We start from the raw sequence: 18,811 nt of genomic DNA on the forward strand, positions 1-18,811 counted from the left end.
CTCATGGCTGCGAAACGTCTCCTTCGCTGGAGGTGCGGATGGCGGTCGGGCGGGCCGGACCGGTCGGCCTGGTAGCCCTGGCCGGCTCGACGGGCCCGGCCTGGCGGGCCCGGTCCTGGGCCTGGCGGGCCCGGTCGGCCGGGCGCCCGGTGAGCAAGGCGGAAGCTACTGACGGCGGCCCGCCCCGAGAAGGAGAACCACCGGCCGCGGGAGACTGGGATGCCGTTGCCGCACCGACCTGCGACGCTCCGCCGGCGCTGGGATGTCCCTGGGACGCGCGCCACAGGGTGCGCGGCGGCGCGGTCCACGAAGAACGTGATCTGTCAGCCGGCCGGCCGGGCGCACGCGCACCCTCCGTGCATCGCGTGCCCCCGCCCCCACCGAACCCATGGATCCCCTACGTATGCTCGAAGGATGACGACTTCCGCGACCTCCGGAACCGGCCCCACCGACCGCCCCGGCGGTACCGGCCCCACCGAGAACTCCATGCGTCGCGCCCTCAAACGCGCCCGGGACGGCGTCGCCCTCGACGTCTCCGAGGCCGCCGTCCTGCTCCAGGCGCGCGGTGCGGCCCTCGACGACCTCGCCGCGTCCGCCGCCCGGGTCCGCGACGCCGGTCTGGAAGAGGCCGGCCGGCCCGGTGTCATCACGTACTCGAAGAGCGTCTTCATCCCCCTCACGCGCCTGTGCCGCGACAAGTGCCACTACTGCACGTTCGTCACCGTCCCCGGAAAGCTCCGCCGGGCCGGGCACGGGATGTTCATGTCCCCGGACGAGGTCCTCGACGTCGCCCGCAAGGGCGCGGCCCTCGGCTGCAAGGAAGCCCTGATCACCCTCGGCGACAAACCCGAGGACCGCTGGCCCGAGGCGCGCGAGTGGCTCGACGCGCACGGCTACGACGACACCATCGCCTACGTCCGGGCCATCTCCGTCCGCATCCTGGAGGAGACCGGCCTGCTGCCCCATCTCAACCCGGGCGTGATGTCCTGGACGGACTTCCAGCGGCTCAAGCCGGTCGCGCCGTCGATGGGCATGATGCTGGAGACGACCGCCACCCGGCTGTGGTCCGAGCCCGGTGGTCCGCACCACGGATCGCCGGACAAGGAACCCGCCGTCCGGCTGCGGGTGCTCGAGGACGCCGGGCGCTCCTCCGTCCCCTTCACCTCGGGGATCCTGATCGGCATCGGCGAGACGTACGAGGAGCGGGCCGAGTCCCTCTTCGCGCTCCGGCGCGTGGCCAGGTCGTACCACGGCGTCCAGGAGCTGATCATCCAGAACTTCCGCGCCAAGCCGGACACGGCGATGCGCGGCATGCCGGACGCCGAACTGGACGAGCTGGTCGCCGCCGTGGCGGTGGCCCGGCTGGTCATGGGACCGGCCGGCAACATCCAGGCACCGCCGAACCTGGTGGACAGCGAGTACGAGCGGCTGATCGCGGCCGGTATCGACGACTGGGGCGGGGTCTCCCCGCTCACCATCGACCACGTCAACCCCGAACGCCCCTGGCCGCAGATCGAGGAGCTGGCGCGGAAGTCGGCGGCCGCGGGCTTCGAGCTTCGGGAACGTCTCTGCGTGTACCCGGAGTTCGTCCGCCGCGGCGAGCCCTGGCTGGACCCGCGGCTGCGCCCGCACGTGGCCGCGCTGGCCGACCCGGAGACGGGCCTCGCGGTGCCGGACGCGGTGGTCGAGGGGCATCCCTGGCAGGAGCCGGAGGAGGTCTTCGTCGCCTCCGGCCGCACGGATCTGCATGCCTCCATCGACACCGAGGGCCGTACGGCCGACCGGCGCGACGACTTCGACGAGGTGTACGGCGACTGGGGCGCGCTGCGGGAGGCGGCCGCCCCCGGGATGGCGCCGGAGCGCATCGACACGGACGTGCGCGCGGCCCTGGCGACCGCGGCCGACGACCCCACGAAGCTGACGGACGCCGAGGCCCTCGCCCTGTTCCACGCCGACGGCCCGGCGCTGGACGCGCTGACGGGGATCGCCGACGACGTGCGGAAGTCGGCCGTCGGCGACGACGTCACCTACATCGTCACCCGCAACATCAACTTCACCAACGTCTGCTACACCGGCTGCCGGTTCTGCGCCTTCGCGCAGCGCCGCACCGACGCGGACGCCTACACGCTCTCCCTGGACCAGGTCGCCGACCGCGCCCAGCAGGCGTGGGACGTCGGCGCGGTCGAGGTCTGCATGCAGGGCGGCATCCACCCCGACCTGCCCGGCACGGCGTACTTCGACATCGCGAAGGCGGTCAAGGAACGCGTCCCCGGCATGCACGTGCACGCCTTCTCGCCGATGGAGGTGGTGAACGGCGCGACCCGCACCGGCATGTCGATCCGCGAGTGGCTCACGGCGGCGAAGGAGGCGGGGCTCGACACCGTCCCCGGCACGGCGGCGGAGATCCTGGACGACGAGGTCCGCTGGATCCTCACCAAGGGCAAACTCCCCGCCGCCACCTGGATCGAGGTGATCACCACCGCCCACGAGCTGGGCATCCGCTCCTCCTCCACCATGATGTACGGCCATGTCGACCAGCCCCGCCACTGGCTGGGCCACCTGCGCACCCTGGCCGGCATCCAGCAGCGCACCGGCGGCTTCACGGAGTTCGTGACGCTGCCCTTCATCCACACCAACGCGCCCGTCTACCTGGCGGGCATCTCCCGGCCGGGCCCGACGATGCGCGACAACCGGGCGGTGACGGCGATGGCCCGTCTCCTCCTCCACCCCTACATCCCGAACATCCAGACAAGCTGGGTGAAACTGGGCACAGAGGGTGCGGCGGAGATGCTCCGCTCGGGAGCCAACGACCTCGGCGGCACCCTGATGGAGGAGACGATCTCGCGGATGGCGGGGTCGTCGTACGGTTCGTACAAGTCGGTCCGCGACCTCGTGGCCGTGGCCGAGGCCGCCGGGCGCCCGGCGAAGCCGCGTACGACGCTGTACGGGCCGGTCTCCGAGGAGCGGCAGCGGGCGGCGGAGGCCTCCGACGGGCATCTGCCGGAGCTGCTGCCGGTGCTGGACTGAGCCGTCGGGTGGGCGGGCGGCGCACAGTACGATGATCCGACCCCTGTGCGAAGAGGCAGGGGGCCTCATAGCGCTCTTAGCGGAGGAGATGCGTACCCGTGGCTGCCCGACTGCTGCCCTCCTGGGTCTGGGTCACCGGTCTGACGGCGGGGGCGACGGTGGCCGTCGTCCTCCTCGCCGTACAGGCCGACAAGGGGCCCCACCCCACGGCCGCGGCGGTCCGCCCGTCGGCGAGCGCGTCGGCGGGCGCCCACCCCTCCGCGTCACCGACGGCCAGGGCGAAGGCGCCCGCCGTACCGGCGGCCTCCGGCACCGGCCGCCGGATCGTCTACTCGCTCGGCGCCAAGCGGGTGTGGACGGTCGACGCGAGCGGCAAGGCGACCCGCACGTTCACGGTGTGGCCGGGGACGGTCGCTCCCGATCCCGGCACCTACACGATCTCCAAGACCCTGTCGGCCACGACCGGCTCGGACGGCGTCCAGATCGAGCACATTCTCTACTTCGCGTCCAAGTCGGGGCTGTCGATCGCCTTCTCCAACGCGGTCGACGGCTCCTCCCCGCCGCCCGCCGCGGGCAAGCAGACCAGCGGCATCCGGATGCACACGGCGGACGGCGCGGCCCTGTGGACGTTCGGCACGGAGCCGAACACCAAGGTGACGGTGGTGAATTGACCTGCACCTCGGGCCGAGGCCCGAGGATTCCGGCCTTCTCGATCGTCGCTGTGCCGCTACGCGGCACGGGGTTCGGCCGGGAATCCGTGCCTTCCCGTTTCGTCGCGCTGTGCCGGGACCGCTCTGTGCATTCCGGTAGCCGCCGGGGGTGGCGAACAGCGCGGGGATGACGGAGTGCCGTGCAGCCGCCGGGGCGGCGGTGGCCGGGTGGCGGTCAGGAGATGGCGCGGAGGGCGGGGAGCCGCCGGGCTCGCCGGAGCCGCTCGACCGCCTCGGCCGTCTCCTCGTCTGCGGGCAGGAGGACGACCAGCTGCTGCGCGTCCTCGGTGATGTCGAGCGCCTGGCGCCGCAGCCGAAGCCCGGCCCCCGACGGGTGCCGCAGCCGCAGGACCCCACGGGCCGGAACGACGTGCCGGTTGAGCCGCCCGGTGAAGTCCGCCCCGGCGACGGGTGCCAGTTCCGCCGTGAACCACTCGCTGTTCTCCACCGAGGGCCCGAGCCACAGGTCGAAAGCCTGCTCGTCGGCGACGGCGTCCCAGTCGGCGAAGAGCTCCCGCGCGCGGGGGTCGGTGAAGACGTACCGGGTGAGATTGGGCGCCTCGGCGTCCAGGAGCCCGGTCCCGCCCATCAACGCCTCGTACGCACCGGTGCGGGCGAGGATGTCGCCGAGCCGGTTGGTGACCAGGGCGAGGCCGGGCTCGAGCAGGCGGAGGGTCTCCAGGACGGCCGGTCGCACCTCGCGCCGCGGCGGGGCCGGCCGCGGATGCGCCACGCACTCACCGCCGGTGATCTTCGCGAGGTAGCGGAGGTGGGCACGCTCGGCGGGATCGAGGCTGAGGGCGTCCGCCAGGGCGTTCACGACGGCCACCGACGGATTGCGGTCCCGGCCCTGCTCGATGCGCGTCAGGTACTCCACGCTCACACCGGCCCGGTTGGCGAGGTCGAGCCGCCGCAGCCCCGGCGACCGGCGCCGCCCGCGCTCCGGCAGTCCCAGCGCCTCCGGCTGGATACTGTCACGCTTCGCCCGGACGAAGTCCCCCAGCGGTGTGCCCATACGGCCGAGGATAGGCGGGCCGGAGCCCCCGCAGCGTGGCCCTGCGGGGGCCAGCCTGAGCGCGGTCTGGCTGCGCCGCCGCGGCGGTCGCAGGCTGACGGCCATGGACAACGACACACACAAGCTGGTGATTCTCGTGGGCAGCGTCAGGGAGGGCCGGTTCGGCCCTGTGGTGGCCGACTGGATGGCCGAACAGGCCTCCGCGCACGGCGACTTCGGGGTGGAGATCGTGGACCTTGCGGCGTACGACATCCCGTTGACGTTGCCGTCGGAGTCACCGAAGCACGCGGGCGACGCCTACCCCCGCCCGGCCGGAATGAGCGCACTGACGAGGGCCCTGACGTCGGCGGACGCGTTCGTCATCGTCACCCCCGAGTACAACCACAGCTATCCGGCCTCGCTGAAGGCGGCCGTCGACTGGCACTTCACCCAGTGGACGGCGAAGCCGGTCGCGTTCGTCAGCTACGGCGGTGCGGCAGGGGGCAGGCACGCGGTGCTGCATCTGGAGAACGTGCTCACGGAGTTGCACGCGGTCACCGTCCGGGACGGCCTGGCCTTCCCGAACTACTTCACCGCGTGGCAGGACGGCCGCCCCCTGGATCCCGGGGCCGCCGGGTACGCCAAGGCTCTCCTCGACCAGCTGGCCTGGTGGACGGCCGTCCTCCGCGCGGGCCGCGAGGCGGCTCCCTATCCCTCCTGACGAACCTCGTGATCAGGCCTCCTGATCAGCCCTCCTGGTCCGCGGGGCTCACCTGCACGACGATCAGCGCGAGCCCGGTGAGGACCAGCACCCGGGTCGCGGCGTCCAGCCCGTTCCACGTCTTGGACTGCCACATGGAGAACCACTCACCGCCGATCCCGATGAACCCGGCGCCGAAGAGCAGCACGAGCATCAGCAGACCGTAGGTGGAGACGCGCCGCGCGCGAACGTTGTCACGGCGTGCCCAGAACCAGGTGCCGGCGATCAGCACGAGCGCGGCCAGCGTCTCCCACACGATGATGAGGACGTAGGCGGTGTTCTCGAGCCCCTTGTTCGTGACGGCCCGCCACATCAGGTCGTCGTCCTTGAACGTCGTGTCCATGGCCAGCACATGCTGGACGAAGGCCTGGTTGGTGCCGAAGTCGGTGATGTTCCCGAAGGCGACGAGGGCGATGTAGAGAGCGACCGTTCCGGTCAGAACGGCAGCGGCAAGCGAGAGCGCACGAGGCGCGTGGGAGGCGGACATGTCACCGTCCTTCCCCAACTCGGCCGTTCACACCCCCTGTTCGGCGGTTGCCGGGCGCCCTGACGTCGTGGCGCCGCGGCAACCAGCTCGCACGCGGGTACCTTGGTCGAAGTTTCGTGCGAAGTGCGAAGGGGGTCTCGTGGACGGCTTCGCGGAGTTGCGGACGCGCGAGTTCGGCTACCTCGACGAGGGCGGCCACACCTACCTCGACCACACCGGCGCCGGACTTCCCCCGCGCTCCCTCGTCATGGGCAGCGCCCGGCGGATCACCGGCGGGCTGTTCGGCAACCCGCACTCCGAGAGCCCGGCCTCCCGTGCCTCCGGACTCCTGCTGGCCGAGGCCCGGCAGGCGGTGCTCCGCCACTTCAACGCGGACCCCGACGAGTACGCCGTGATCTTCACCCCCAACGCGACCGGGGCCCTGCGCCTGGTCGGTGAGGCGTACCCCTTCACCCGCGACAGCAGGCTCGTCATGTCCCTCGACAACCACAACTCGGTCAACGGCCTGAGGGAGTACGCGCGGGCGCGGGGCGCCACGACCGTGTACGTGCCGGGCCTGCACATCGACGAGGGGCGGCTGCGCGCCGCTCTGTCCCCGTCCGGCCCGCGCCGGGGCGCCGGCGGCCTGCTCGCCTACCCGGCGCAGAGCAACTTCACCGGCGTCCAGCACTCACTGGACTGGATCGCCGCCGCCCGGTCGCACGGCTACGACGTCCTGCTCGACGCGGCGGCCTTCGCCCCGACCAACGTCCTGGACCTGAGCCGCCACCACCCGGACTTCACCGCCGTCAGCTGGTACAAGGTCTTCGGGCACCCCACCGGCATCGGCAGTCTGATCGCCCGCCGCGAGGCCCTCGCCAGGCTGCGCCGCCCCTGGTTCTCGGGCGGCACCATCTACGCCGTCAGCGCTCAGGCCCAGTGGCACGTCCTCGCCGCCGACGAGGCAGCGTTCGAGGACGGCACGGTCAACTTCCTGTCCCTGCCCGACGTGACGGCGGGACTCGCCTGGATCGACGGCATCGGCATGGACCGCGTACACGCCCATGTCACCGCCCTCACCGGCCAACTCCTCGGCGGCCTTGCGGCGTTGCGGCACAGCGACGGCTCACCGCTGGTGCGCGTGTACGGCACCGACCGCGCCGACGGGGCCCGCGGCGGCACCGTCGCGCTGAACGTGCTCGGGGCGGACGGCCGGATCGTCGACGAACGCGTCGTCACGCGTGACAGCGCCGCCCACGGCATATCCCTGCGCACAGGCTGCTTCTGCAATCCGGGCGCCGGAGAGGAGGCGTTCGACCTGCCGCTGACCCGGCTGCTCTCGGCGGCCGACGCGCAGGTCGCTTCGCTGGACGAGTACTTGGAGCTGCTGGAGCTGCCGTCGGCGGGCGCCGTCCGGGTGTCCCTGGGGGTGTCGTCCCAGCCCAGGGACATCGAGACGTTCCTGGCGTTCGTGACGGAGACCTACCGGGACCGGGTGCCGACGGTGACCGGGCTGGCCGCGCGGGAGAGCTGCTGAGCCCGCGCCAACCCACCGGAGGTCAGTGCCCCGCCCGGCTCCTCGCCGCCCCGTCCCGGCACTTGCGCACCAGGATCACCCACGTCCAGGCCAGGAACGCCAGCGCGAACCCCGCCAGGATCACCCACCCGCGGCTCGCCGGGTGCCCGAACGAATCCCCGTACGACGCCAGCAGCGGCGGACCGAGCGGCGAGCGGCCCGCCCGCCACAACGACTCAAGCCCCACCCCGCTGCCCAGTGCCTCGAACGCCCAGCGGTTGGTCATCGCCCAGCTGATCGCCTTCCCGGCCACCGTCATCCGGGGCACCGGCACGAAGGCGCCCGAGAACAGCACCTGGGGGAAGCAGAGCAACGGCAGCATCAGCGTCGCCTGCCCCGGCTCCGACACCGCCGCCGACGCCAGCAGCCCCAGCGCGAGGGCGGCGGCCGAGGCCAGCACGCTCGACACGAACAGCGATCCGTACGTGTCCCAGCCGGCCGCCGGCAGCCGGTCAAGGGCCCGCAGCACGGTCAGCAACAGCGCGTCGGCGACCGCGAGCACCGGCAGCATCGTCGTCAGCTTCGAGGCGACGTACGGGCCGATCCGCAGCCCCGCGAGCCACTCCCGGCGCAGCACCGGCAGTTCGGTGCAGATCTGGAGCAGGCCGTACGTCAGCCCGAAGAAGAACGCGCCGAACGCGATCCAGAACATGATCATCGCCGAGGACCCCGGATCCGGTGCCGCCGGATCGAACGCGCCGGCCCGGAACAGCACCGCGAACATCGCGACGATCATCACCGGCGAGCCCGCCAGGACGGCGGCCGAGAGCCGGTTGTGCAGCATCAGCGCAGTACCGCGTCGGGTCAGCAGCGCCCACTGACGCAGGGCGCCGACCCGCGGCGGCCGCACGGACGATGACGGGGCGTCGGCAGGCCCGTCGTCCTCGGGTACGGCCCGTTCGACGCGTGCGCCGCCCGCCACCGCCTCGTACACCTCCTCCACGGTGCCGACCCCGAAGGCCTCGAACAGGGCGGACGGTTCACCCGCGTACGCGACCTCGCCGCCGGCGGAGAGGAACACGACCTGGTCGGCGCGGAGCAGATCGGCGAGGACGTGCGTGGTCAGCACGACGGTGGTGCCGTCCTCGGCCAGCGCCCGCAGGGTGCGCAGCAGGGCCGCGCCGGTGACCGGGTCGAGCCCGGACGTCGGCTCGTCGAGGAAGAGCACCCGGGGACGGGTGAGCAACTCGACCGCGATACTGGCCCGTTTGCGTTCCCCGCCGCTCAGTGCGCGCACCGGCGTCTCCGCCCGCTCCGCCAGACCGAGCGTGTCCAGTACCCGGTCGACGGTTTCCAGCACGGTCCCGGCCGGCGTCCCCGGAGCCATCCGCAGGCCCGCCGCGTACACCAGCGTGCGGCGCAGCGGCAGTTCGCGGTGGATGATGTCGTCCTGCGGGACGAACCCGAAGTCCGGCCCGGGCGGCCCGGGGCGTGCCCCGTCGTGCAGCACGTCGCCGCCGCTCGGCGCGCTCAGCCCGGCCAGCGTCTGCAACAGCACGGTCTTGCCCGCACCGCTGCTCCCGGCGATCACCGTGAGCTGCCCGGGAGCGACATCGATGGATATGTCGTTCAGTATCCGCCCACCTCCACGAACCTCCCGGCTCACCCGACGCGCCCGCAGGCGCAGGCCGTTGACGGAGGGGACGGGAGCCTCGACGGCCGTGGGCGGGAGCGGGGGCGGTGTCGACATGGGGGCAGCATGTCAGGTGGGCCCGCTACGGGGAGGGGCGCGGCACGGAGCCGTGCACCGGCCGTCGTCGGATCGCGAGGAGCAGTGCAGGTCCGGCGCCGAGGGCGAGCAGGCCGGCAGCCAGCAGGAGCCAAGGGTTGAGCAGGCCCTCGGTGCAACTGCTGCCGCCGGCCGAGGCGGTGCAGTAGGTGCCGGGGCCGTGCCGGTTGAGGTAGGCGAGCAGGAACAGCGGCAGGCTCGCCCCCGACAGCAGGCCGGGCAGGCCCGGACGGGTGTCCCGACGCGTGGCCAGCACGACGGTGCCGGCGACGGGGATCGGCAGGATGAAGATCCCGATCGACAGGACGGTGACGAGGGCGAGCAAGTAGCAGGCCCCCGTCAGAAGCCATCCGGTGAAGAGCAGCCAGGCGCGTCTGTTGCCGGTCATGCCTTCTTCTCTCGTTTGAAGATGTCCAGGAGGGAGGCGCTTTTCCCAGTGTTTGAGCAGTCGCTCAAAAAATAGGAGTCATCAGAAGCTCCGGGCAAGAGACCAAAACCAGCCAGTGATCGACACCCCCGTCAAGTCGTCGACCCGGAGGCTCCGTCCGGGCGCAGGGGGGTCTCTGCCAGACTCACTGTGGGCCGACTGCGGGGGAGGCGTGGATGGGGTCGACACGGCCGTCGATGCAGGAGCTGATCGGGCGGCGCCGGAGGGCCGGGTTCGTCGGGCGGGTCGAGGAGCGGGCCGCGTTCCGGCGGAACCTCCAGCTGCCGCCGGAGGACGAGCGGCACCGGTTCCTGTTCCATGTGCACGGTGCGGCGGGCGTCGGGAAGACCCGTCTGGTCAGGGAGTTGGAGCAGATCGCCCGGGAGGCCGGAGCGCTGACCGCGTACGTCGACGAGGGCGTGGCCGGGGTACCCGAGGCGATGGCGGCCGTGGCCCGTCAGTTCGCGGCCCAGGGGCGGCGGTTCAAGGAGCTGGAGCGGTTGCTGGCCGTCTACAGGGAGCGGCGGCACGAGGCGGAGTCCGCTCTGGTGCTGGGCGGCGCCGAGGAGCGGGAGGGGCCGTCGGCGGGGAGTCTGGCGGTGGCGCGGGCGGCACAGGTGGGGCTGGGGATGGTCCCGGTGGCCGGCGCGTTCGCCGTCGCCCTGGACACCGACCGGCTCGCCCAGGGCGCCGACCGGCTCCGGGCCCGCTTCCGCAGTCAGGAGGACGTGCAGCTGGTGCTGTCCCCCGAGCGGGTGCTGACCCCCCTGCTGCTGACGGAACTGGCGGGCGCCGCCGACACCGCCCCCTGGATCGTCCTCCTCCTCGACACCTACGAGCGCACCGGCCCCTTCCTCGACCCCTGGCTGCACGACGTGATGACCACCGACCGGTACGGCGCCGTGCCCGCCAACGTCGTCGTGGTCACCTCCGGCCAGCGCCCCTTCGACACGGCCCGCTGGGGCAGCTTCGCGGACTTCAGGACGGACCTGCCGCTCCGCCCGTTCACGGAGGCGGAGGCCCGGGGACTGCTCGCCGACAAGGGGGTGCGGGACGAGCCGGTGGTCGCGGAGGTGCTGCGGCTGACGGGCGGGTTGCCGGTGCTCGTCTCCACCCTGGCCGAGTCCGGGCCCGTCGGCCCCGCGGAGGTCGGCGATCCCAGTGCCACGGCGGTCGACCGCTTCCTGAAGTGGGAGCGGGACCCCGTACGCAGAGCCGCCGCGCTGGCGGGCGCGCTGCCCCGGCAGCTCGACGAGGACCTGTTCCGCTCCGTCGTGGAAGGCTCCGAGGACCAGTCCGACGTACTCTTCGCCTGGCTGAGAGGCATGCCGTTCGTCGACGAGCGCGGGGGCCGGATGCGCTACCACGGCGTCGTCCGGGCCCCGATGCTCCGGCTCCAGCGGCTGCGCTCGCCCCGGGGCTGGGCAGAACGGCACACCCGGCTCGCCGAGGCGTACGGCAGACGGCGCGCGGAGGCCGAGACCGACGTGCGGCCCGAGGAGCCGTGGGCCGACGAGGAATGGCGGGAGCTGCGGCTCGGCGAGTCGTACCACCTGCTGTGCGCGCGGCCCCGCGCCGCGCTGCCGGCCGTCCTCGCGGACCTCGTCACCGCCTGCGTGTACGGCGACGACGCGGTACGGCCCTGGGTGCGGCTCCTGGCCGAGGCGGGCGAGGACGCGGACGCCGAGGCCGTACGGACCTGGGGCGCCGACCTCTCCGAGGCGCTCGCCGGGGGCGGGCTCGCCGGACTGCTCCGGCTGCTGCTCGGCCGCGCCCGGGGCGACGAGCCGTGGCGGGCGACGGCCTGGGCGCTGCGCGCCGACGCGCTCGCCCGGGACGGCGCGCACGAGCAGGCCCTGGAGGACTACGGCCGCGCCCTCGCCCTGGACCCGGCCCTGGTGCGGGCCCACCGCGGCCGGGCCGTCACCCGGGGCGGGACGGGCGATTACGAGGGCGCGCTCGCCGACCTCGACCGGGTGCTGGAACTGGAGCCGGACAACCCGTGGAACGTCATCCTGCGCGGCGAGCACCACCGGCTGGCCCGCCACCACGACGAAGCGGTGGCCGACCTCAGCGAGGGGATCAGACGCAACCCCACCAGCGAGTTCGCCTGGGCCTCCCGCGGCGCCGCCCACGAACGCCACGGCGACCTCGACGCGGCCCTCGCCGACTTCGACCGTGCGCTGGCCCTCAAGCCGGACTACGCCTGGGCCCTGGCCCGCCGCTCCCGCGTCTGGCGCGGACTCGACGACACGGCCCGCCGCCTCGCCGACCTCGACCGCGCCCTCGCCCTGCAGCCCGACTGGGCCTGGGGCCGCTGTGAACGCGGCGACGCGCTGCGCGTCGCCGGCCGTGACGAGGAGGCCCTGGCCGACTACGACCGCGCCCTCGAACTCGACCCCGAGTACGCGTACGCCTACGCGAGCCGAGGCGTGTCCCTGTCCAACCTGGGCCGCCACGAGGAGGGCCTCACCGACCTGGACCACGCCATCGCCCTGCAACCGGACTACCCCTGGGCCCTGGAACACCGGGCCGCGATCCGTCAGCACATCGCCCTGTGAACACCGGTCGGCTCCTGGAGGTCGTGTTCATGGCCTTGGTGGGCAGGTCTGTTCTGTCCAGACGCTGCGCATCCATGGAGGCGCGCTGCCGTCCCGGTCATCGGCCGATGCCGTGTGCGAGGAGACTCTCGGCGGTCTCGGCGATGGTGTCCTCGATCGGCCGGGCCCGCCACCCCAGGAGTCGCTCGGCCTTGGCGCTCGTGGCGTCGAGATCGCGGCCGAGCTGGTGCCTGAGCAGTCGCAGTTCCGGGTTCACGACACCCAGCGCGCGGGTGAGCCGGACGGGCAGTTCGCGGGTCGGGGCCTTCGCGGCGCGCTCACCCAGGCGGTCACGCAGTATGCGGGCTATCTCGACGACGCGCAGGCTGTGCCCGGCGACGGCGAGGAAGCGTTCGCCGGCGGCTGCCGGATCGGTCATCGCGCGCACGTGCAGGTCGGCGACGTCGCGCACGTCCACGTAGCCCATTCCGAAGGGCGGGCACGCCGGAACCCGTCCTTCGAGCATTCTGCGCACCAGACGCAGGGACGGCGGGTCGTCCGGGCCGAGCAGGGGGCCGAAGACGCCCACGGGATGCACCGCTGCCAGCTCCAGACCATCACCTTCCTCTTCGACGAACTGCCAGGCGGCGCGCTCGGCCAGGGTCTTGGAGCGCTGGTAGGGCGGGATGTCGCTGTCGACGTCGGTCCAGTCCCCCTCGGTGAACGGGGTCGAGCGCGGGGGGTGCCCGATCCCGATGGCGCCGAAGGCACTGGTGAGGACGACCCGGCGGACTTTGGCGTCACGGGCGGCGCGCAGCACTCGTACGACGCCCTCCCGTGCCGGGACGACCAGGTCGTCGTCGTTCGCCGGGGTGTGACGCAGCGTCGGGGAGGCGACGTGCAGGACGTAGTCGCAGTCGGCGACGGCGTCGTCCCAGTCCTCGGGGTGTTCGAGGTCGGCGCGTACCACCGTGAGGCGGTCGTCGTCGAACGGACCGGCCGCGTGGAGCCAGGAGCGCAGTGCCGGTTCACGCCGCAGGTCGCGGACCGTGGTGCGTACGGTGTGTCCGGCTTCGAGCAGGGTCAGGACGCACCAGCTGCCGATGAATCCTGTTCCTCCGGTGACCAGTACCTGTGTCATCTGTGGCTCCTCAGCGCGCGACGTGCGCATCGAAAGGGGGCAGCGGGCGCGTCGCGTGACGACGCGGGGCGGAAGCGGCCAGGCCGCTTCCGAGGAGGGCGTGGCCGATCATGATCGGGTAGATCACGGCACGCTCGAACATGCCGACGTTCCACATCCAGCCGGTGAGGACGTCGGCCATGAAGAGCGGGAACGCGATCAGTCCGAAGGTGCCGAGTGCGACGCTCGCGACCGACCGGCGCCTGCCGAGACCGGTGCGGGCTCCGTCGGCTCCGACGACGATCGCCATGATGTTGCCGGCGATCATGACGGTCTGCGCGCCGAGGGTGTGGAACGCGATGAGGCCGTTGTGGACGTTGGCGTTGGAGCCCTGGACGGTGCCGACGAGTGCGACTCCGATACCGGCGAGGACGGCGAGAGCCAGGACGATGACCGGGCGGGTGCCCCTGCGTGGGTCGAACACGAGGAACGAGCCGACGATCAGAAGGATGCCGTAGAGGACCCAGCCGGTGTCCATGACGGCTCCGAGGGGGGAGTTCGCGACCTGACCGAACGCGGTCTGGGCCGGACCGGTCAGGCCGAGGTGACTGACCCAGTTGTAGAGGGGTGAGTACGGCGGGTCCTGCCAGGCGGCGGCGGTGATGAACTCGGCGAGCCAGGACACGAGCGGGCCGAGGAGGATGAGGAGGGCTCCGGCGTGGGCGGCAGCGCCGGAGCGGACGATGGGCTTCATGACAGGGCCATGCCGGGGACGCGCCGGCGGATGGCCTCCAGCTCGGCCTCGTCCGAGACACCCTGCCAGTCGTACCGCGGCGTGTACGGGGCCTCCAGGGCGCGCACCTCGTCGTCGGTGAGCTCGACGTCCAGGGAGGCCACCGCCTCGTCGATCTGCCGGATCGAGCCGGCGCCGACCAGCGGTGCGGTGACGACCGGCTGACGTCGCAGCCAGGCGAGTGCGACCTGCGCACGGGTGACGCCGCGCGCGTCCGCCACCTGCCCGACCGCGTCGACGATCGCCTTGTTGGACGCCTCCTGCTCGGGCGAGTAGAGCAGGTCCGCGTACGCTCCGTCCGTCTCGGCGCGCGCTGTGGCGCGGGCGTCGTCCCACCCGCGGGCCAGGCGTCCGCGCGCCAGGGGGGACCAGATGACCGTGCCGACACCCTCGTCCAGGCACAGCGGGATCATTTCGCGCTCCTCCTCGCGGGCGAGGAGGTTGTAGTGGTTCTGCATCGACACGAAACGCGCCCAGCCGTTCTGCTTCTGCAGGTGCAGGGCCTTCGCGAACTCCCATGCGTGCATGGAGGAGGCACCGAGGTAGCGGACCTTGCCGGCCTTCACGAGGTCGTTGAGTGCTTCGAGCGTCTCCTCCCAGGGGGTGGAGTGGTCGTTGCGGTGGATCTGGTAGAGGTCGATGTAGTCGGTTCCCAGGCGGCGCAGGGAGTGGTCGACCTCGGTCATGATCGCTTTGCGTGACAGTCCCCGTCCGTTCGGGCCGAGGCGCATCGGGTGGCGCAGCTTCGTGGCGATGACCACGGCGTCGCGGTCGGCGTAGTCCTTCAGCGCGCGGCCGAGGATCTCCTCGCTGGAACCGTTGGAGTACAGGTTCGCGGTGTCGAAGAAGTTGATCCCCGCCTCCACCGCGTGCCGGACGAGCGGCCGGGCCTCCTGCTCGCCCTTCGACCAGACGGGGTGCCCGCGGTCGGGCTCGCCGTAGGTCATCGCGCCGATCGCGATCGGGGACACGTCCAGGCCTGTGGTGCCGAGCTTGATGTAGTGCATGACGCCCCTCTAAAGTAAGTGGAGAGCTCTCCGAATAACGTAGTGGAGAGTTCTCCACTTAGCAAGGTGAGGTCCCGTGGTCCGTTCAGACGCTCGCGAGAACCGGGCACGCATCCTCGCGGCCGCCCGCGAGGCGTTCGGCGAGGACGGCAACGCCTCGATGAACCAGGTGGCCCAGCGCGCCGGAGTCGGGGCGGGCACGCTGTACCGCAACTTCCCCACCCGCGAGGCCCTGGTGCTGGCCGTGTACCAGGACGAGGTGGCACGCATCACCGGCACCGTGCCGGACCTGCTGGCCGAGATGCCGCCGCTGGAAGCGCTGCGCCACTGGACGACCGACCTGGTCGAAGCCATGCGCAAGAAGCACGGCCTGGGTGACGCCCTCAGCGCCGGGGCGCACCAGGCGATCGCCGAGGAGAGCTACGGCCCCGTCATCGCCGCCCTCACCCAGCTCCTGGACGCCGGCAAGAAGGACGGCACCATCCGCCAGGACGCCGACCCCGCCGATTTCCTCCAGCTCACCGGAGCGCTCTGGCGCGCCGCGTCCACCCCTGAGGACCGGGCCCCCCGCATGCTCGGGCTCATCCTCGACGGCCTGAGCACGCACCGGTAGACACGTCAGCGTGCGGATGCGGCGCGACAGACCGCCGTTTTGCCGGACCGGCAACAGAAGTGGCAGACCGGGACCCGGCTGGGCGACGGTGGGCCCGTGGCCGACAACGACATCGCAGAAGAATCACCCGCGTCCGGCATCCCCGGGCCTGCCGACGGATATCTCGGGGACCCCGCGGTGCGGGCGGAATGGGACAACCGGTACTCCGAACGACAGCAGTTGTGGAGCGGCCGGCCCAACGGTGCGCTCGTGACCGAGGTAGCCGGGCTCACCCCCGGCCGGGTACTCGACGTGGGCTGCGGCGAGGGCGCGGACGCCATCTGGCTCGCGCGGCACGGCTGGGACGTGACCGCGCTCGAGGTCTCCGGCGTGGCACTGGAGCGGGCGGCAGGCCACGCGCGGGACGCGGGCCTCGCCATTGACTGGGTGCACGCCGCGCTGACCGACGCGATGATCCGGCCGGCCTCCTTCGATCTGGTGTCAGCGCAGTACCCGGCCCTGCTGCGCACCCCCGACGCCGCGGCAGAGCGAGCGCTGCTCGCCGCCGTCGCGCCCGGCGGCATGCTGCTGGTCGTGCACCACGCGGGGATGGAGACCCGGCAGGCACACGACAGCGACTTCGACCCGGCCGACTATGTGTGGCCCTCGACGGTCGTCGACCTCCTCGACGACGACTGGGAGGCAGAGGTGCACGAACAGCGCCCCCGCGTGGCACCCGACGGCGGCGCCGGCGCCCACCACACAGACGACCTGGTACTGCGCGTACGCCGACTGCGCTGAGGGACGGCCGGCTCACCGCGGCCGGTCCGTGAGCCGCGGGAGGTCGCGACAGGCAGCGGTCACGGTGTCGCCTCCGGCCCGGGCCGCGGCGATGCGATCATGCCGCTCCCGCACCGCGGGCTCGTGGCTGCACCGGCAGGTGAACACCGCCTGCCCGGCGAACCCGTCCTTGAACGGCTCAGGAGGCGGACCCGATCTCCCCGGCGAAGACGATGACCTGGTCGATGAGGCTCCGGCGCAGGTGCACGACGTCCGTTCCGGCCAGGCGAGGGCCGCCGTCCGGCGTGGTGAAGACCCACTGGTACCGGGCCCACTCGTCGGGCATGTCCACCGCCGAACAACGCACCATCGTGCCGGTCCCCGCCGGATGGCGCCGGATGTCCAGCACGAACCGCTCGACCGCCTCGATCCCCTCACTGCGGCCGAGCGGCCCCCAGAAGACCACGTCCGAGGTCAGGGCCTGGGAGAGCAGGGCGGTCACATAACTGTCGTCCGAGGCGTTGAACGCGGAGATGAACGTGTCGATCGCGGACTGTGCGGTCTCTTCCTGCATGCACCAGTCATACCAGCCGCTCCGCGGACGGCGCTCAACGCCGGGCGAACGCCAGGAAGTCGACCCACGAGGCGTCGGTGAAGGTGAGCCGTGCGCCGTCCTTGTCCTTGGAGTCGCGGACGTGGACGGTGGTGGCGGTTGCGGGGGATATGGCGACCTCGACGCAGTCGGGGCCCTCATTGCTGCTGTAGCTGCTCTTGAACCACTCCAGGGCGTTCATGTCTCTTCTTCCCCCAGCACTTTCTCGATGAAGGCGAGTGACTCCCGGGGCGGGAGAGCCTGGGACCGGATGATCCCATAGCGCATCTCAAGCGGCTGTACTTCCCTGGGATCACTGACCAGGCGGTTGTAGGACTGTCCTTCCTCGTGGGCCATGGTCTTGCCATCCCGTAGCTTCAGCAGGCGAATCGGGCCGCCCATGCCCGCGTGGTCCTCACGGTCCGTGGGCATGACCTGGATCTCAACGTGCCGCAACGCGCCCATCTGCAGCAGGTGTTCAAGCTGCCTCTGCCTGACCAGTCTTCCGCCGATCGGCCGATGCAGTGTCACCTCTTCCAGGACAAACGTGAGGGCCACCAGGGGCACGCGTTCGAAGACGGCCTTGCGTGCCATGCGGGCCGCGACGTATTGATCGATCTCCTCCTCGGTGTATGAGGGGCGACGCATCACGTACAACGCTCTTGCGTACTCCGGTGTTTGCAGCAGGCCATGGATGTAATGGCTGGCGTAGGCCCCCATCTCGACGGCCTCCTCCTCCAACTTCGCCAGATCCCGAACCTTCTTCGGATACCGCGCCCGCTCCACGTCCTCCTTCATGAACGCGAGCTTTCCGCCCGCCTCCAGCACCTCGTCGGCCTTCTCCAGGAAGTCTGGCTTGGGGATGCGCCGGCCACGCTCCACGGCCGACACCATCTCCTCGCTGTAGCCGATGGCGGCGCCGAGTTCGCCCTGCCGGAGCCCGGCGGCCTCCCGCCACACCTTGATCTGCCGCCCGACCGCCCTGAGTACGGCCTCGGCCTCCTCGTCCTGCACACCCGCCCCTTCCGGCGTACGACCCGTACGACCCCGACCGGCATCCGTACAGTCACGCTCTGTGCCGGGGTCGTTGCTGTTCAGGGTAGGAACGGGCGGCCACGCTGGGTGACATGAACCAGAAATCCCTCCCGCAAGTCATCGCCCCGACGCACCACTTCACGGTTCAGCTGTCCGCCACTCGAAGAGGTGCCCGACTGGCGCGGCTGCTCACCGAACGCCAACTCGACGACTGGAGGTCACCGTTCGCGGAGGCGGCGACGCAGGTCGTGGCCGAGCTGGCGTCGAACGCGGTGCTGCACGGGCGCGTGGCGGGACGGGACTTCCGGCTGGGGCTACGGCTGTACGCCGACCGCACGCTCCGTATCGAGGTGACCGACGCCCGGGGCGACCGCGTCCCGCGCCTCCACGATCCGGCCGGCGCCGACGGGGAATCGGGGCGAGGCCTGCTGATCGTCGGGGCATATGCCGACCGGTGGGGCGTGGACGAGGCGCAGGCGGGCTGCAAGACCGTGTGGGCGGAGCTGGGGGCACCGGGTCGCGGGGGCCCGTGACCCGGGCGTTCCCGACGCCAAAGACCAAAGAACCGGGGAAAGAACCCAACCCTCCCCTGCCGTCCCCGGCGATCACTCGCCGGAGTGAATATGCCGAACTCGGCTGGCGTGGAGGGTCAGTTGTACGGCA

The 18,811-nt window shown here is 71.9% G+C and carries 18 protein-coding genes; 8 read left to right on the top strand and 10 right to left on the bottom strand.

Going from position 1 to position 18,811, the window contains the following annotated elements; all coding sequences use genetic code 11:
- Positions 1-414: 414 nt before the first annotated feature.
- Both ACFY0P_RS34745 and ACFY0P_RS34750 read left to right on the top strand, forming a co-directional pair.
- The gene (locus ACFY0P_RS34745; RefSeq protein WP_388922314.1) at positions 415-3,027 is read left to right on the top strand and encodes a bifunctional FO biosynthesis protein CofGH; all 2,613 of its coding nucleotides are present in this window, start codon (positions 415-417) and stop codon (positions 3,025-3,027) included.
- A 98-nt stretch (positions 3,028-3,125) separates the two neighbouring features.
- Positions 3,126-3,698 carry a hypothetical protein gene (locus tag ACFY0P_RS34750; protein WP_388922317.1) on the top strand — a complete coding sequence of 191 codons (573 nt, stop codon included), beginning with the start codon at positions 3,126-3,128 and terminating at the stop codon, positions 3,696-3,698.
- A gap of 214 nt (positions 3,699-3,912) precedes the next feature.
- On the opposite strand, the gene ACFY0P_RS34755 is transcribed toward ACFY0P_RS34750, so the two are convergent.
- Positions 3,913-4,752, bottom strand: a complete 840-nt coding sequence (locus ACFY0P_RS34755; RefSeq protein WP_388922320.1) for a helix-turn-helix domain-containing protein — start codon at positions 4,750-4,752, stop codon at positions 3,913-3,915.
- A gap of 103 nt (positions 4,753-4,855) precedes the next feature.
- Here ACFY0P_RS34755 and ACFY0P_RS34760 point away from each other — a divergent pair, with 103 nt between their 5' ends.
- The gene (locus ACFY0P_RS34760; RefSeq protein ID WP_388922323.1) at positions 4,856-5,452 is read left to right on the top strand and encodes an NADPH-dependent FMN reductase; all 597 of its coding nucleotides are present in this window, start codon (positions 4,856-4,858) and stop codon (positions 5,450-5,452) included.
- Positions 5,453-5,477: 25 nt separating this feature from the next.
- Here the strand turns inward: ACFY0P_RS34760 and ACFY0P_RS34765 are convergent, their stop codons facing one another.
- Positions 5,478-5,978 carry a DUF2165 domain-containing protein gene (locus ACFY0P_RS34765; protein WP_388922326.1) on the bottom strand — a complete coding sequence of 167 codons (501 nt, stop codon included), beginning with the start codon at positions 5,976-5,978 and terminating at the stop codon, positions 5,478-5,480.
- 139 nt (positions 5,979-6,117) lie between these two features.
- Between ACFY0P_RS34765 and ACFY0P_RS34770 the strand changes: the two genes are divergently transcribed.
- Positions 6,118-7,494, top strand: coding sequence for an aminotransferase class V-fold PLP-dependent enzyme (locus ACFY0P_RS34770; RefSeq protein WP_388922330.1), 1,377 nt, complete (start codon positions 6,118-6,120; stop codon positions 7,492-7,494).
- Between the two features lie 22 nt (positions 7,495-7,516).
- Here the strand turns inward: ACFY0P_RS34770 and ACFY0P_RS34775 are convergent, their stop codons facing one another.
- Together ACFY0P_RS34775 and ACFY0P_RS34780 are read right to left on the bottom strand one after the other, a co-directional pair.
- A complete protein-coding gene (locus ACFY0P_RS34775) occupies positions 7,517-9,223 on the bottom strand; it encodes an ATP-binding cassette domain-containing protein (RefSeq protein WP_388922333.1) in 1,707 nt (568 codons plus the stop codon).
- 25 nt (positions 9,224-9,248) lie between these two features.
- Positions 9,249-9,650: a hypothetical protein gene (locus ACFY0P_RS34780; RefSeq protein ID WP_388922336.1), complete on the bottom strand. Its 402-nt coding sequence runs from the start codon at positions 9,648-9,650 to the stop codon at positions 9,249-9,251.
- A gap of 215 nt (positions 9,651-9,865) precedes the next feature.
- Between ACFY0P_RS34780 and ACFY0P_RS34785 the strand changes: the two genes are divergently transcribed.
- The gene (locus ACFY0P_RS34785; RefSeq protein WP_388922339.1) at positions 9,866-12,250 is read left to right on the top strand and encodes a tetratricopeptide repeat protein; all 2,385 of its coding nucleotides are present in this window, start codon (positions 9,866-9,868) and stop codon (positions 12,248-12,250) included.
- Positions 12,251-12,347: 97 nt separating this feature from the next.
- Here ACFY0P_RS34785 and ACFY0P_RS34790 read toward each other — a convergent pair whose 3' ends face one another.
- From ACFY0P_RS34790 to ACFY0P_RS34800, 3 genes are read right to left on the bottom strand one after another with little or no spacing between them, the layout of a single operon-like run.
- Entirely contained in the window at positions 12,348-13,370 is a 1,023-nt protein-coding gene (locus ACFY0P_RS34790; protein ID WP_388922342.1) for an SDR family oxidoreductase, read from the bottom strand.
- Positions 13,371-13,380: 10 nt separating this feature from the next.
- Positions 13,381-14,103, bottom strand: coding sequence for a DUF998 domain-containing protein (locus ACFY0P_RS34795; RefSeq protein ID WP_388922345.1), 723 nt, complete (start codon positions 14,101-14,103; stop codon positions 13,381-13,383).
- The gene (locus ACFY0P_RS34800) at positions 14,100-15,149 is read right to left on the bottom strand and encodes an aldo/keto reductase (RefSeq protein ID WP_388922348.1); all 1,050 of its coding nucleotides are present in this window, start codon (positions 15,147-15,149) and stop codon (positions 14,100-14,102) included. The genes ACFY0P_RS34795 and ACFY0P_RS34800 overlap by 4 nt, the downstream gene beginning before the upstream one ends.
- Before the next feature lie 76 nt (positions 15,150-15,225).
- Between ACFY0P_RS34800 and ACFY0P_RS34805 the strand changes: the two genes are divergently transcribed.
- Together ACFY0P_RS34805 and ACFY0P_RS34810 are read left to right on the top strand one after the other, a co-directional pair.
- Positions 15,226-15,762 (top strand): TetR/AcrR family transcriptional regulator, encoded by a 537-nt coding sequence (locus ACFY0P_RS34805; protein ID WP_388922351.1) that lies wholly within the window; start codon positions 15,226-15,228, stop codon positions 15,760-15,762.
- 96 nt (positions 15,763-15,858) lie between these two features.
- Entirely contained in the window at positions 15,859-16,542 is a 684-nt protein-coding gene (locus ACFY0P_RS34810) for a class I SAM-dependent methyltransferase (protein WP_388922354.1), read from the top strand.
- A gap of 178 nt (positions 16,543-16,720) precedes the next feature.
- Here the strand turns inward: ACFY0P_RS34810 and ACFY0P_RS34815 are convergent, their stop codons facing one another.
- From ACFY0P_RS34815 to ACFY0P_RS34825, 3 genes are read right to left on the bottom strand one after another with little or no spacing between them, the layout of a single operon-like run.
- A complete protein-coding gene (locus ACFY0P_RS34815; protein ID WP_351484064.1) occupies positions 16,721-17,095 on the bottom strand; it encodes a nuclear transport factor 2 family protein in 375 nt (124 codons plus the stop codon).
- A gap of 34 nt (positions 17,096-17,129) precedes the next feature.
- A complete protein-coding gene (locus ACFY0P_RS34820) occupies positions 17,130-17,315 on the bottom strand; it encodes a DUF397 domain-containing protein (protein WP_388922357.1) in 186 nt (61 codons plus the stop codon).
- Positions 17,312-18,127 (bottom strand): helix-turn-helix domain-containing protein, encoded by an 816-nt coding sequence (locus ACFY0P_RS34825; RefSeq protein WP_388922359.1) that lies wholly within the window; start codon positions 18,125-18,127, stop codon positions 17,312-17,314. Before ACFY0P_RS34825 ends, ACFY0P_RS34820 begins: the two co-directional genes overlap by 4 nt.
- Before the next feature lie 113 nt (positions 18,128-18,240).
- On the opposite strand from ACFY0P_RS34825, the gene ACFY0P_RS34830 reads away from it, so the two are divergent.
- A complete protein-coding gene (locus tag ACFY0P_RS34830) occupies positions 18,241-18,681 on the top strand; it encodes an ATP-binding protein (RefSeq protein WP_093501717.1) in 441 nt (146 codons plus the stop codon).
- Positions 18,682-18,811: the final 130 nt, after the last annotated feature.

Source organism: Streptomyces sp. NPDC001714 (assembly GCF_042892755.1).
Lineage (GTDB): Bacteria > Actinomycetota > Actinomycetes > Streptomycetales > Streptomycetaceae > Streptomyces.